General features: G+C 65.6%; 7 protein-coding genes. 3 read left to right on the top strand and 4 right to left on the bottom strand.

Annotated features, from left to right (window positions below; translation table 11 throughout):
- Positions 1 to 77: 77 nt before the first annotated feature.
- The 4 genes from AC2T4A_RS07660 to glnE all read right to left on the bottom strand — a co-directional run bounded on the left by AC2T4A_RS07660 (position 78) and on the right by glnE (position 6,821).
- A complete protein-coding gene (locus tag AC2T4A_RS07660; RefSeq protein ID WP_486743021.1) occupies positions 78 to 1,199 on the bottom strand; it encodes a glycosyltransferase family 4 protein in 1,122 nt (373 codons plus the stop codon).
- Positions 1,196 to 2,269, bottom strand: a complete 1,074-nt coding sequence (gene waaC / locus AC2T4A_RS07655) for a lipopolysaccharide heptosyltransferase I (RefSeq protein ID WP_416750868.1) — start codon at positions 2,267 to 2,269, stop codon at positions 1,196 to 1,198. Before waaC ends, AC2T4A_RS07660 begins: the two co-directional genes overlap by 4 nt.
- Before the next feature lie 266 nt (positions 2,270 to 2,535).
- Positions 2,536 to 3,573, bottom strand: coding sequence for a lipopolysaccharide heptosyltransferase II (waaF, locus tag AC2T4A_RS07650; RefSeq protein ID WP_416750870.1), 1,038 nt, complete (start codon positions 3,571 to 3,573; stop codon positions 2,536 to 2,538).
- Positions 3,574 to 3,875: 302 nt separating this feature from the next.
- The gene (gene glnE, locus AC2T4A_RS07645; RefSeq protein ID WP_486743020.1) at positions 3,876 to 6,821 is read right to left on the bottom strand and encodes a bifunctional [glutamate--ammonia ligase]-adenylyl-L-tyrosine phosphorylase/[glutamate--ammonia-ligase] adenylyltransferase; all 2,946 of its coding nucleotides are present in this window, start codon (positions 6,819 to 6,821) and stop codon (positions 3,876 to 3,878) included.
- A 244-nt stretch (positions 6,822 to 7,065) separates the two neighbouring features.
- Between glnE and aceE the strand changes: the two genes are divergently transcribed.
- The 3 genes from aceE (at position 7,066) to AC2T4A_RS07630 (ending at position 14,346) form a co-directional block, all read left to right on the top strand.
- Positions 7,066 to 9,714, top strand: coding sequence for a pyruvate dehydrogenase (acetyl-transferring), homodimeric type (aceE, locus tag AC2T4A_RS07640; protein WP_045216080.1), 2,649 nt, complete (start codon positions 7,066 to 7,068; stop codon positions 9,712 to 9,714).
- An 11-nt stretch (positions 9,715 to 9,725) separates the two neighbouring features.
- Complete coding sequence (gene aceF / locus AC2T4A_RS07635) at positions 9,726 to 11,381, top strand: dihydrolipoyllysine-residue acetyltransferase (RefSeq protein ID WP_416750875.1); 1,656 nt, start codon at positions 9,726 to 9,728, stop codon at positions 11,379 to 11,381.
- A gap of 265 nt (positions 11,382 to 11,646) precedes the next feature.
- Positions 11,647 to 14,346: a putative bifunctional diguanylate cyclase/phosphodiesterase gene (locus AC2T4A_RS07630; protein WP_416750877.1), complete on the top strand. Its 2,700-nt coding sequence runs from the start codon at positions 11,647 to 11,649 to the stop codon at positions 14,344 to 14,346.
- Positions 14,347 to 14,455: the final 109 nt, after the last annotated feature.

Below are 14,455 nucleotides of genomic sequence, written 5' to 3'. Positions count from 1 at the left end.
CTCGCGAACCCGCGTGACGCTGCGGCATGCCGAAAAATTCTTCGCGAGCAAGCTCGCTCCTACGAGAGCAAAAGCGTTCATGCGCGCTCCCGCAGGATCAGGTCGGCGGCGTGTTGCGGCATGCTGTAGAGATCGGCGCTGTCGGCGAAGGCCAGGCCATTGCGCGACCAGTCGGCACGCGCCACGTCGTCTTCCAGCATGTCCTTGAGCATGGCGTTCAGGCGCTCCTGCTCGAAGGGCGACGGCACCACGCGCCCGGCGTTTGCCTCGTCGATGTAGTGGGCGTAGCCGCAGACGTCGGTGACCAGCACCGGCAGGCCCGCGACCAGCGCTTCCAGCAGCACGGTGCCGGTGTTTTCGTTGTAGGCCGGATGAATCAGCAGGTCGGCACCCAACAGGAAACGCGGAATATCGCTGCGCCCCTTGAGGATCTGCACGTTGTCCGACAGCCCCAGCGCCTTCACCTGCAGCAGGAACGGCTTGGGATCGTCCTGGCCAATGGCGATCAGCCGGGTGCGCTTGCGCAGCGAGCGCGGCAGCGCGGCCAGCGCCTTGAGGCTACGGTCCAGGCCCTTGGTCTTGAAGCCGGAGCCGATCTGCACCAGCAGCAGGTCATCGTCGGCCAGCTTGAACTCGTGGCGGAATTCGGCGCGGATCTCGGCGGCGTTGGCCGGCGCGCGGCGGTCCTGGGCGATGCCCGGCGGCAGCAGGTGGAAGCGTGCCTCGGGGGTGCGGTAATGCTTGATGAACAGCGGCTGCTGGACCTCGGAGATCATCAGGATCTCGGTCTTGGACTCCGGCGCGAACACCGCCCGCTCGTAGTCGGCGAAGTGCTTGTAGCGGCCCCAGCGACGGTAGAAGGAATTGCGCAGGGTCTGCGCCTTGTCCTCGAAGCAACCGTCGGCGGCGTAATAGACGTCCAGGCCGGGCATCTTGTTGAAACCGATCACCCGGTCCACCGGCGAACGCGCGAGGTCCGCCGCCAGCCAGGCGCTGAATTTCTCGTTGCGGCGGTGGTTGAACAGCGACTTCACCGGCGCCACGCGCACGTCGAAACCAGGCGGCACCTCGCCCTCCCAGATGGGCGTGTAGACGCGGATGGCGTGGCCGCGCTGCTGGCATTCCAGGGCGATGCGCATGAAGTCGCGCTGCAACCCGCCGAACGGGAAGTACTTGTAGAGGACGAAAGCCAGGGTCATCGAAGCGTCTCCGGGGCCAGCAGCAGTGCCTCCAGCTGAGTTGCCACACGCTGGGGATTCAGGCGCGTGAAGCACAGAGGCTGTTCATGCCGCAGGTCGAACTGGCGCTTGTCTTCGGCCGTCGGCTGGTAGGTGCAGGTCTTCTGCAGGCAGGGCGCGCACGAGGGCCAATCACTGGCCAGGTGCACCTGCGAGCGCCCGTAGGCGCCGGTCAGACCGGGGTTGGTCGGGCCGAACAGCGATAGCGTCGGCACGTCCAGGGCGGCGGCCAAGTGTCCGAGCCCGGTGTCGACCGCCACGCAGGCGGAAGCGCCGGCCAGTACCTTGGCCATGCCTGCGAGACTTAATTTGGGGAGCACCGAGGCGTTTTCCAAGCCTTCGGCGAGCCGTTCGGCGCGTTGCCGCTCGGCGTCGTTGCCCCACGGCAGGCGAACCTGCCAGCCGCGCTCGCCCATGCGCTGGGCCAGCTCGCGCCAGTAGACCTCGGGCCAGTGCTTGGTCACCCAGGTGGTGCCGTGGAGGAACACCAGGTAGGGCTCGCTCTCCACCGAGTCCAGCAGGCGATTGCGGTCCAAGCCGTAGTCGCCGGTGCCGGCGGGCAGCGGATAGTCCAGCGCCTGGGCGAACAGCTGGCGCACGCGCTCGACGGCGTGCTGCCCCCAGGCAACCGGGTAGGTACGGTTATAGAAGCGGCTGGCGGCCGGCTCGCGCGCCGACTCCTTGTCCAGCCCGGCGACTGGCGTGCGGCGGCGTACGTAACGGGTCAGCCAGGCACTCTTGAGCAGGCCCTGGGCGTCGATCACCAGGTCGTAATCGACTTCCTTCAAGCGGCGCTTGAAGCGACTCCACTCGCCGCTCTTGATCGTCTGCCAGAGATTCTTGCGCCAGCGGCGGATCGCCACCGGGATCACCTGCGCCACGGCCGGATGCCAGGCGGGAATCTCGGCGAAGCCCTCCTCCACCACCCAGTCGAACTGGATGCCGGGAATGGCACGGGCAGCGTCGGTCAACGCCGGCAGGGTATGGATGACATCGCCCAGGGACGAAGTCTTGATCAGCAGGACCCTCATACTAGGGGCGGATGGCATTTCGTTGCGAGCCGCGTTGCTGGGCCAGATTGCGCCAGGCAAGGCGCGGAATGCAGGCAAGGGCGCTCCCCTTGTCAAATTCCGCAACGCTGCATGGCGCAATCTTGCACGCAACCCGAAGGGATGTGGCCAGTTTGGCGCAGCCCTGCGTTACTCGTCGTTTATTTGGAACTACCAAACCTCTCTCCTCGCGCCTTGTGCTGCGCCAAACTGGCCGACGTCGCGGCCGCAACCAAATGCCATCGCCCCTACCCTTCCACGTCCACCGGGTCAGCGACCAGTCGGTCCAGCGCTTCGATCACCGGGCGCGGCTTCAGCTCGCGCAGGCAGTTGTAGTGGCCGAAGCGGCACACACGATCGAAGCAGGGGCTGCATTCCAGGCCGAGGCGGACGATTTCCACCTGATCGGCCAAAGGAGGAGTGAACTGCGGCGAGGTAGAACCGTAGACGGCCACCAACGGGCGGTTCAGCGCGGCGGCCACATGCATCAGGCCGGAATCGTTGGTCACCACGGCGCCGGCGCAGGACATCAGGTCGATGGCCTCGGACAGCGCGGTCTCGCCGGCAAGGTTCACCGACTCCTCGCGCAGGCCCGGAATCAGGCGCATGCGGATGTCTTCGCCACCGGGATGGTCATTCTTCGAGCCGAAGATCCACACCTGCCAGCCGGCGCGAATTTTCACCTCGGCGACCTTGGCGTAGTGCTCGGCCGGCCAGCGCTTGGCCTCGCCGAACTCGGCGCCGGGGCACAGGGCGAGCACGGGGCGGTCCAGGCTCAGGCCGAACTTGGCCAGCGCGGCCTCGCGGCTCTGCGGGTCGATGGCCAGGCGTGGCTGTGGATAAGGCTGCGGCAGCTCGGCACCCGGCTCGAATGCCAGCGCCATGAAGCGCTCGATCATCAGCGGGTAACGCTCTTTATCCAGCGTGCGGATATCGTTGAGCAGGCCGTAGCGCATCTCGCCCTTCCAGCCGGTGCGCTTGGGAATACCGGCGAAGTACGGCACCAGCGCCGACTTCAGCGAGTTGGGCAGAAGGATAGCCTGGTCGTACTGGCCCTTGAGAGTCTTGCCGATACGGCGGCGCGAGGCGATGTCCAGCACGCCGTGGCCGAGCGGGAAGCTCAGGGCCTGGCGCACCTCGGGCATGCGCTCGAGGATCGGCCGGCTCCAGTCGGGCGCCAGCACGTCGATCACGCAGTCCGGATGCTGCTGCTTCAGACACTGGAAGAGTGTCTGCGCCATCACCATGTCGCCCACCCAGGAGGGGCCTACGATCAGAATTCTCATGCCTTTTCCAGAAACGACCGGGGAGGCTCTCGCCTCCCCGTACTCCATTCATCCAACCGTGTGGCGCGTGCCCTCACGATCGGGTGCCGAGCATCGAATGCCGGCAGTCTAGCCCAGCCGATCAGCCGGCCGGGCGGATTTCGTCACTCCCTGTGACCTGGCGCAATGGCATCATGCGCCTCGCTCCTGACATCTATAGACCCGCGCAACTCAACCGACAGCGCGGGGCGCTCCGGCGAACATCATCCGCCGGATGCTGGCTCCACTGTTCAAAAAGGCCAGGGAAGGGAAATCGCAGCGAATCAGGTCAGCTCGAAGGCCTTCCACATCTGCATCACCATGCGTCGCTCGGCATGGAAGTGGTCGCCGCCCACCACGCCCGGCTGCTTCTGCAGGGACAATCGGTGAGCCGCCGCCCGGTAGGCCTTGTAGGCGTCCTGCAACTTCAGGACATCCTCGCCGGACATCAACCCGACCCGCTCCAGCGCTTCCAGAATGCGGATGTTGTCGGTGAACTCCACCAGCTCCGGATGCTGCCACGACCAGGCCAGGGCCGCGTATTGCACCATAAATTCGATATCGACGATACCACCGGCATCCTGCTTGAGATCGAACGGGGCCGCGGCCTCGAAGGCGTTCGGCGCAGTGCCGGCAGCTGTGCTCGGGGTGCCGAGGTTGTCGCGCATCTTCGCGCGCATCTCGCTGACTTCCTTGCGCAGCTCGGCCAGATCACGCTGCTGGCCGATGACTTTCGCGCGGATCGCCTCGAAAGCCTTGGCCACCCGCTGGCAGCCCGCAAGCACGCGGGCGCGCACCAGCGCCTGGTGCTCCCAGGTCCAGGCCTCGCCCAGTTGATAGGCTTCGAAAGCGCGCAACGAACTGACCAGCAGGCCGGAAGCGCCACTCGGACGCAGGCGCATGTCCACCTCGTAGAGCATGCCGGACGGCGTCTGCGCGGTGAGGAAGTGGATGATCTTCTGCCCCAGTCGCGTGTAGAACTGCGCGCCATCGATGGACTTCTCGCCGTCGGTCTCGCACTGCGGGTCGCCGTCATGGATGAACACCAGGTCCAGGTCCGAGCCGTGGCCCAGCTCCAGGCCGCCGGACTTGCCGTAGCCGATGATGATGAAGTCCGGATCGCAGGGCGTGCCATCCACGCGGGTCGGTCGCCCGTGACGCTGCACCAGTTGGTCCCAGGTCAGGCTCAGCACCTGCTCGAGGATCGCCTCGGCCAGCCAGGTCAGGTAGTCGCTGACCTTCATTAAAGGCAGCGTCCCGGCGATCTCCGAGGCGACCACGCGCAGGGCGTGGGCCAGTTTGAAGTGGCGCAGGGTTTCCATCTGCTGCTCGAGATCGTCCTCGGGGATGCGCATCAGCCGTTCGCGCAGCTCCGCGCCCAGCTCGGCAGCCCGCGGCGGACGGAACAGCCGTCCTTCATTCAACAGTTCATCGAGCAGGATGGGGAAGCGGGCAATCTGCTCGGCCACCATCGGGCTCGCCGCGCAGAGTGTCAGCAGGCGTTCCAGCGCGCCGGGGTTCTCGGTGAGCAGCACGAGATAGGCCGAGCGCCGCGCCACTGCCTCGATCAGCGGCAGCGTGCGCTCCAGCAGCACGTCCGCTGGGCCGCGCTCGGCAATCATGTTCAGCAGCCGCGGCATGAAGGCATCCAGCCGCTCGCGCCCCAGGCGCTGCATGGCCCGCACCTGCGTACCATGGCGCAGGTCGGTCAGGCGCTTCCAGGCCTGCGCAGGCTCGGCGAACCCGGCATCGGCGAACTGCCGGCAGGCGGACTCCTCGTCCACCGCCTCTTCCCACAGCGGAATCCACTCGCCGCCGATGGTGGTGTCGACCTGGCCGTCTTCGTCCTCGTCCGGATCAGCGATGACCTGACGAAAATGCCAGTCGATGCGTTCCCGCCACTGATTGGTGGCCTGATGGAAGGCCGACCAGTTGGCGAAGCCCATGATGAAGGCCACGCGGATACGCTCGAACTCGTCCTCCGGGAGCATCTGCGTCTGCCGGTCGGCGATGGCTTGCAGCGCATGCTCGGCATAGCGCAGGAACTCGTAGCCCTCGCGCAGCTCGGCGACCACCTGCGGCGGCAGGTAGCCCTGCCCTTCGAGGATGGCCAGCACGCGCAGCAACGGCCGTTGCTGCAGGCTGAGGTCGCGACCGCCGTGGATCAGCTGGAAGGCCTGGGCGATGAACTCCACCTCGCGGATGCCGCCGGCGCCCAGCTTGATGTTCTCGCTCATGCCCTTGCGCCGGACTTCCTGCTGGATCAGCTGCTTCATGGTGCGCAGCGCCTCGATGGCGGAGAAGTCCAGGTAGCGGCGGTAGACGAACGGACGCAGCAGCTCCAGCAGCCGCTGGCCGGCTTCCTGGTCGCCACCAACCACGCGAGCCTTGATCATCGCGTAGCGTTCCCAGTCGCGCCCCTGATCCTGGTAGTACTGTTCCAGCGCGGCGAAGCTGTGCACCAGCGGGCCGCTGGAGCCATAGGGGCGCAGGCGCATATCGACGCGGAAGGCGAAGCCTTCGACGGTGATCGCGTCCAGCGACTTGATCAGCTTCTGCCCCAGGCGGGTGAAGAACTCCTGGTTATCCAGTGCGCGCTTGGCGCCCTGAGTCTCGCCGCCTTCGGGGTAGCCGAAGATCAGGTCGATGTCCGAAGACAGGTTCAGCTCGCCCGCGCCCAGCTTGCCCATGCCCAGCACGATCATCTTCTGCGGCAGGCCCGAACGGTTGCCGATGGGCACGCCGAACTGCTGGCAGTGGCGCTGGTATAGCCAGGACAGGGACTGGTCGATGCAGGCGTCGGCGAGGTCCGACAGGTCGCGGCAGGTGCCGGCCAGGTCGCTGCGGCGGGTCAGGTCGCGCCAGATGATGCGCATCTGCTGGCGCCGGCGGAAACGGCGCAGGCGGCGGCCCAGTTCATCCTCGTCGGCGCAGTCGGCCAGCAGCGCTTCCAGCTGCGCGCCCATCTCGCCGGGCTGCATTCCCCGCTCCAGCTCACCGGTCGCGGCGAGCTCCAATAGAAAGGCAGGATCACGCTGGACCTGCTCGGCGACGAAATCGCTACCAGCGGTGACGCGGGCGAAATCGGCATGCCGCTCGTCGGACCAGCTCTCGAAACTGGCGATCTGCTCGGGAGAAAACGCGGCGATGGCGGTGCGGAAATTCTGCTCAGCCCGCTCGGCGAGGGGCTTGAGAGTAGCCGGCAAAGCGGCCAGGGACGGCAGGCTCATGGTCTATCCTGAGTGGTCGGCGAGGCGCCGGCATTCCTGTCTTTTCGCGCCCCTGTAGTTTTACTACTAACTTTTTCTGGTGGAGGGATGTATCCGCTGGCGATTTGTAGTAAAACTACAACCCGCCGGGCGTACCCCCGGAGCACTTCCAAGAATTCGCCGCGTCGCCCACGAGGTTGGCGCAGCTATCGGCAACGATCTACTGGCTTCCGATTCTGGAAGCCTTTCCGCCCTGGAGCAAGCCATGCAAGACCTCGATCCCGTCGAAACCCAGGAATGGCTGGACGCCCTGGAATCGGTCCTGGACCGTGAAGGTGAAGACCGCGCCCATTACCTGATGACCCGTATGGGCGAGCTGGCCAGCCGGTCCGGCACCCAACTGCCCTACGCGATCACCACGCCGTATCGCAACAGCATCCCGGTCACCCACGAAGCCCGTATGCCCGGCGACCTGTTCATGGAACGCCGCATCCGCTCCCTGGTGCGCTGGAACGCCCTGGCGATGGTGATGAAGGCCAACAAGAACGACCCGGATCTGGGTGGCCACATCTCCTCCTTCGCCTCCTCGGCGACCCTGTATGACGTTGGCTTCAACTACTTCTTCCAGGCCCCGACCGACGAGCACGGCGGCGACCTGGTGTTCTTCCAGGGCCACGCCTCTCCCGGCGTCTACGCCCGCGCCTTCCTCGAAGGCCGCATCAGCGAAGACCAGCTGAACAACTTCCGCCAGGAAGTGGACGGCAACGGCCTGTCTTCCTACCCGCACCCCTGGCTGATGCCGGACTTCTGGCAGTTTCCGACCGTTTCCATGGGTCTGGGCCCGATCCAGGCGATCTACCAGGCACGCTTCATGAAGTACCTGGAAAGCCGCGGTTTCATCCCTGCCGGCAAGCAGAAGGTCTGGTGCTTCATGGGCGACGGCGAGTGCGACGAGCCCGAATCCCTGGGCGCGATCTCCCTGGCCGGCCGCGAGAAGCTGGACAACCTGATCTTTGTCATCAACTGCAACCTGCAGCGCCTCGACGGCCCGGTTCGCGGCAACGGCAAGATCATCCAGGAACTCGAAGGCGTATTCCGTGGCGCCGAGTGGAACGTCAACAAGGTGGTCTGGGGTCGCTTCTGGGACCCTCTGTTCGCCAAGGACACCGCCGGCCTGCTGCAGCAGCGCATGGACGAGGTCATCGACGGCGAGTACCAGAACTACAAGGCCAAAGACGGCGCCTACGTGCGTGAACACTTCTTCGGTGCGCGTCCGGAACTGCTGGAGATGGTCAAGGACCTCTCCGACGAAGAGGTCTGGAAACTCAACCGTGGCGGCCACGACCCCTACAAGGTCTATGCGGCTTACCACCAGGCGGTCAACCACAAGGGCCAGCCGACCGTCATCCTGGCCAAGACCATCAAGGGCTACGGTACCGGTTCGGGCGAAGCGAAGAACATCGCGCACAACGTCAAGAAGGTCGACGTCGAGTCCCTGAAGTCGTTCCGCGACAAGTTCGACATCCCGATCAAGGATGCCGACCTGGAAAACCTGCCGTTCTACCGCCCCGAGGAAGGCAGCGCCGAAGCCAAGTACCTGGCTTCCCGCCGTGCCGCGCTGGGCGGCGTGATGCCGGTTCGCCGCGAGAAGAGCTTCCAGGTCCCGGTTCCCCCGCTGGAAACCCTCAAGGCCATGCTCGACGGCTCGGGCGACCGCGAAATCTCCACCACCATGGCCTTCGTGCGGATCATCTCGCAGCTGGTCAAGGACAAGGAACTCGGCCCGCGCATCGTCCCGATCGTGCCGGACGAAGCCCGTACCTTCGGTATGGAAGGCATGTTCCGTCAGCTGGGTATCTACTCCTCCGTCGGCCAGCTGTACGAGCCGGTTGACAAGGACCAGGTGATGTTCTACCGCGAGGACAAGAAAGGTCAGATCCTCGAGGAAGGCATCAACGAAGCCGGCGCCATGTCCAGCTGGATCGCCGCGGGTACCTCGTACTCCACGCACAACCAGCCGATGCTGCCGTTCTACATCTTCTATTCGATGTTCGGCTTCCAGCGTATCGGCGACCTGGCCTGGGCCGCTGGCGACAGCCGCGCGCACGGCTTCCTGATCGGCGGCACCGCCGGCCGTACCACCTTGAACGGTGAAGGCCTGCAGCACGAAGACGGTCACAGCCACCTGCTGGCGGCGACCATCCCGAACTGCCGCACCTACGATCCGACCTATGCCTACGAGCTGGCGGTAATCATCCGCGAAGGCTCGCGGCAGATGATCGAAGAGCAGCAGGACATCTTCTATTACATCACCGTGATGAACGAGAACTACGTCCAGCCGGCCATGCCCAAGGGCGCCGAGGAAGGCATCATCAAGGGCATGTACCTGCTCGATGAGGACAAGAAGGACGCCGCGCATCACGTGCAGCTGCTGGGTTCGGGCACCATCCTGCGCGAAGTCGAAGCCGCCGCGAAAATCCTGCGCGAAGACTTCGGCATCGGTGCCGACGTCTGGTCCGTTCCGAGCTTCAACGAACTGCGCCGCGACGGCCTGGCCGTGGAGCGCTGGAACCGCCTGCACCCGGGTCAGAAGCCCAAGCAGAGCTACGTCGAAGAGTGCCTGTCCGGCCGCAAGGGCCCGGTCATTGCCTCCACCGACTACATGAAGCTCTACGCCGAGCAGATCCGCCAGTGGGTTCCGAGCAAGGAATTCAAGGTCCTGGGTACCGACGGCTTCGGCCGCAGCGACAGCCGCCGCAAGCTGCGCGACTTCTTCGAAGTCGACCGCCACTGGGTCGTGCTGGCCGCGCTGGAAGCCCTGGCCGATCGCGGTGATATCGAACCCAAAGTGGTGGCCGAGGCCATCGCCAAGTTCGGCATCAACCCCGAAAAACGCAACCCGCTGGACTGCTGAGGAGAGGCACGATGAGCGAACTGATTCGTGTACCCGACATCGGCAATGGTCAGGGTGAAGTCATCGAACTGCTGGTCAAGGTCGGCGACACCGTCGAGGCCGACCAGAGCCTGCTGACCCTGGAATCCGACAAGGCCAGCATGGAAATCCCCTCGCCGAAAGCCGGCGTGGTGAAGAGCCTGAAGGTCAAGGTGGGCGACACCCTGAAGGAAGGCGACGAAATCCTCGAGCTGGAAGTCGAGGGTGGCTCGGCTGCCGCCGAAGCGCCCAAGGCCGAAGCTCCGGCACCGGCCGCCGAAGCACCGAAGGCAGAGGCTCCGGCCGCTGCTCCGGCGCCGGCTGCCGCGCCCGCCGCGGCCAGCGTCCAGGACATCCACGTCCCGGACATCGGCTCGGCTGGCAAGGCCAACGTCATCGAAGTCATGGTGAAAGCCGGCGATACGGTCGAAGCTGACCAGTCGCTGATCACCCTGGAGTCGGACAAGGCCAGCATGGAAATCCCCTCGCCGGCTTCCGGCGTGGTGGAAAGCGTGTCGATCAAGATCGGTGACGAAGTCGGCACCGGCGACCTGATCCTCAAGCTCAAGGTCGCGGGCGCAGCGGCCCCGGCCGCCGCTGAAGCTCCGGCTGCTGCTCCGGCTCCGGCCGCTGCTGCTCCTGCCGCAGCTCCCGCACCGGCTGCCGCAGCTCCGGGCAAAGTTTCTGGAGCTGCCCCCGAAGCCGCTCCGGTCGGCGCGCCCAGCCGTGACGGCACCAAGGTTCACGCCGGCCCCGCCGTGCGCATGGTCGCCCGTGAGTTCGGCGTCGAACTGTCCGAAGTGAAAGGCACCGGCCCCAAAGGCCGTATCCTCAAGGAAGACGTGCAGCTGTTCGTCAAAGAGCAACTGCAGCGCGCCAAATCCGGCGCGCCGGCTGGCGCTACCGGTGGCGCGGGCATCCCGCCGATTCCGGAAGTCGACTTCAGCAAGTTCGGCGAAGTGGAAGAAGTGCCGATGACCCGCCTGATGCAGGTCGGCGCTGCCAACCTGCATCGCAGCTGGCTGAACGTGCCGCACGTGACCCAGTTCGATTCGGCCGACATCACCGAGATGGAAGCCTTCCGCGTGGCTCAGAAAGCCGTCGCGGAGAAGGCTGGCGTCAAGTTGACCGTACTGCCGATCCTGCTGAAAGCCTGTGCCCACCTGCTCAAGGAAATGCCGGACTTCAACAGCTCGCTGGCGCCCAGCGGTAAAGCGCTGATCCGCAAGAAGTACGTGAACATCGGCTTCGCCGTGGACACCCCGGACGGTCTGCTGGTCCCGGTGATCAAGAACGTCGACCAGAAGAGCCTCCTGCAACTCGCCGCCGAAGCCGCCGAACTGGCCGAGAAAGCGCGCACCAAGAAGCTCTCCGCCGACGCCATGCAGGGCGCCTGCTTCACCATCTCCAGCCTCGGCCACATTGGCGGCACCGGCTTCACGCCGATCGTCAACGCGCCGGAAGTGGCGATCCTGGGTGTCAGCAAGGCAACCATGCAGCCGGTGTGGGACGGCAAGGCCTTCCAGCCGCGCCTGATGCTGCCGCTGTCGCTGTCCTACGATCACCGCGTGATCAACGGGGCAGCCGCCGCGCGCTACACCAAGCGCCTGTCCGACCTGCTGGGCGATATCCGCACCCTGCTGCTGTAAGTGTTGTAGAAGGCCGGCCCTGCGCCGGCCTTTCCTCTCGACGAGCACGCCACGCTCGTACTCTCCAGCCCTGCCGGATGGCGGGGCTTCTTTTTGTCCGGACCGGCGGTCACGCCCGGCCCCCGCCCCTGGCTCAACTTCCCACTGTGACGGCCGATACAGTCTTGGCTTGTCATGGCCCCGTGCCTCATGCAAATCTTGCCAACGCCCATAGAAGTCGGGTGGGGCGAAGTACCCCATCCAGCACCCTGGAAATCTCCCGCGCATGAAGAGTCATCCCGATGCCGCCAGCCGTCAGGCGGCCGAGGTTGTCACGCAGCTTCCCGTCCCTTCGAGGCTCGGGATGCTGCGCTTCGAGCGCCTGAACGAACCCAGCTGGACCCTGCTGTTCCTCGACCCCGGCTGCGAACGCCAGATCGGCGTGCCGGCCCAGGACCTCTGCGGCATCCTCGACGCCCCCTACGCCAGCCTGATGGAGCCCGAAGCGCGCCATCGCCTGCATGAACAGGTGCAGCAGCAACTGCTCAAGGACGGCCGCTACCGGGTGCGCTACCTGCTCCACTCGCCGCGCGGCACGCTGAACGTGCTGGAGGTCGGCGAAGCCTTCCAGCAGCACGGCCGCCAACTGCTGCACGGCTATCTGCTGCAGACCGAGGCGGACGAGCACGAGACCGAACTGGACCCACGGCTGCTGGACCTGGAAGCCCAGAACATCCGCCTGAAGATGTCCCTGGAGATGTACCAGCGCTCCCAGGACGAACACCTGCAGCACCTGGTGCGCTCGCGCACCCAGCAGAACCTGATCGTGCGCCTGGCGCGGCACCGCTACCTGTCCAGCGACCCGTTGCTCGAAGCTGCCCAGCTGATCGCCCAGGCCGCCTGTGAGGCCTACGACGTGGCCCGCGCCGGCATCTGGCGCCTGCACCCGGACCATCGCCTGGAAGCGGTGACCATCTACCGCCGCGACACCGACCAGTACGAAAAGCCGCAGGACATCGACGCCAGCAACTTCCCCAACTACCTCGACGCAGTCCACAGCGGCCGCGCCATCGACGCCCACAACGCCCAGCAGGACCCGCGCACCCAGGAGCTGGCGGCACGCTACCTGCGCCCGCAGGGCATCAGCGCCATGCTCGACGCCACCATCCGCGTCGGCGGCGAAGTGGTCGGCGTGCTCTGCCTGGAGCATGTCGGCGAAGTGCGCATGTGGCAGAGCGACGAGATCGCCTTCGCCGGCGAGCTGGCCGACCAGTACGCCCAGGTGTTGATGAATCACGAGCGGCGCAACGTCTCCAGCGCCCTGCACCTGTTCCAGCGCGCCGTCGAGCAGAGCGCCAGCGCCTTCCTGCTGATCGACCGCGACGGCCTGGTGGAGTACGTCAACCCGAGCTTTACCGCGATTACCCAATACGGCGCCGACGAAGTGCGCGGCCGCCGCCTGCCCGAACTGCCAGCGCTGGCGAATCTCAGCGAACTGCTGTTCGACGCACGCTCCACCCTGGTCACGCAGAACAGCTGGCAGGGCGAATTCCGCAGCCGGCGCAAGAATCTAGAGCCCTACTGGGGCCAGTTGTCGTTGTCCAAGGTCTACGACGACAAGGGCGAGCTGACCCACTACATCGGCATCTACGAAGACATCACCCAGAGCAAGCTGGCCCAGCAGCACATCGAGAAACTCGCCTACCGCGACAACCTCACCGGCCTGGCCAACCGGCACTTCTTCATCAATGCCCTGGAAGAACGCCTGCAGGTGGGCAGCGAACATTCGCTGAGCCTGCTGCTGGTGGACATCGACAACTTCAAGCGGATCAACGACAGCCTCGGCCACCAGACCGGCGACAAGCTGCTGGCCAACCTCGCCCGCCGCCTGCGCAGCAGCCTGAGCGACAGCGCCACCCTGGCACGCTTCGCCAGCAACGAGTTCGCCGTCCTGCTGGAGGAATCCGTCGCCGGTCGTGGCGAGAAGGTCGCCGCGCAGATCCTCGACGTGCTCGACAAGCCGCTGTTCGTCGACAACCAGCTGATCAGCATCACCGGCTCCGTGGGCATCGCCTACGCGCCGCAGCACGGACAGGACCCGCAGACCCTGATGAAGCACGCCGGTCTGGCGCTGCACAAGGCCAAGGCCAACGGCAAGCACCAGGTACAGACCTTCACCGAGGCGATGACCGCCGAGGCCAGCTACAAGCTGTTCGTGGAAAGCAACCTGCGCCGCGCGCTGGTGCAGGACGAACTGGCGGTGCACTACCAGCCCAAGCTGTGCCTGCGCAGCGGCGCGCTGCTCGGCCTGGAGGCACTGCTGCGCTGGCAGCACCCGGAGAAGGGCATGATCCGCCCGGACCAGTTCATCAGCGTCGCCGAGGAAACCGGGCTGATCATCCCCATCGGCAAATGGGTGATCCGCCAGGCCTGCCGCCAGGTGCGCGAGTTGGCCGCCAAGGGCCTGGGCGAGCTGCACATGGCAATCAACCTGTCGCCCAAGCAGTTCAGCGACCCGGACCTGGTCGGTTCCATCGCCGCGATCCTGCACGAGGAAAGCATTCCGGCCTGCCAGCTCGAGCTGGAACTCACCGAAAGCCTGCTGCTCGACGCCACCGACGACACCCGCCAGCAGCTGGAACGCCTGAAGAGCCTGGGCCTGACCCTGGCGATGGACGACTTCGGCACCGGTTACTCGTCGCTGAGCTACCTGAAGAAATTCCCCATCGACGTGATCAAGATCGATCGCAGCTTCATCAAGGACATCCCGGACAACCAGGACGACATGGAAATCACCTCGGCAGTGATCGCCATGGCCCACAACCTCAAGCTGCAGGTGGTCGCCGAAGGCGTCGAGACCGCCGCCCAGCTGGCCTTCCTGCGGCGCAACCGCTGCGACATCGGCCAGGGCTACCTGTTCGACAAGCCCATCCCCAGCCACGACCTGTCCTCCAGCCTGCAGCGCTACCCCTGCCGCCCGCATTGAGCCGCGCTGGCACGGCGTGCCCGCAGCCATCCCCGCTGCTGGAAAAAACGCTGTAATCTTCGACGAGTACCCGAGTCTATTGCCGCCCCTATTCAGAGGAGACGAATGC

The organism is Pseudomonas sp. PVC-3-1 (assembly GCF_057444315.1).
The sequence above is the reverse complement of the archived record's forward strand: the minus strand, read 5'-3'. Positions and strand labels throughout refer to the sequence as shown.

Excerpts from the sequence above, each read along its gene's own strand:
- AC2T4A_RS07660 (WP_486743021.1), bottom strand. The coding sequence starts at position 1,199 with ATGACCCTGGCTTTCGTCCTCTACAAGTACTTCCCGTTCGGCGGGTTG.
- aceF (WP_416750875.1), top strand. The coding sequence starts at position 9,726 with ATGAGCGAACTGATTCGTGTACCCGACATCGGCAATGGTCAGGGTGAA.
- AC2T4A_RS07630 (WP_416750877.1), top strand. The coding sequence starts at position 11,647 with ATGAAGAGTCATCCCGATGCCGCCAGCCGTCAGGCGGCCGAGGTTGTC.
- aceE (WP_045216080.1), top strand. The coding sequence starts at position 7,066 with ATGCAAGACCTCGATCCCGTCGAAACCCAGGAATGGCTGGACGCCCTG.
- glnE (WP_486743020.1), bottom strand. The coding sequence starts at position 6,821 with ATGAGCCTGCCGTCCCTGGCCGCTTTGCCGGCTACTCTCAAGCCCCTC.
- waaF (WP_416750870.1), bottom strand. The coding sequence starts at position 3,573 with ATGAGAATTCTGATCGTAGGCCCCTCCTGGGTGGGCGACATGGTGATG.
- waaC (WP_416750868.1), bottom strand. The coding sequence starts at position 2,269 with ATGAGGGTCCTGCTGATCAAGACTTCGTCCCTGGGCGATGTCATCCAT.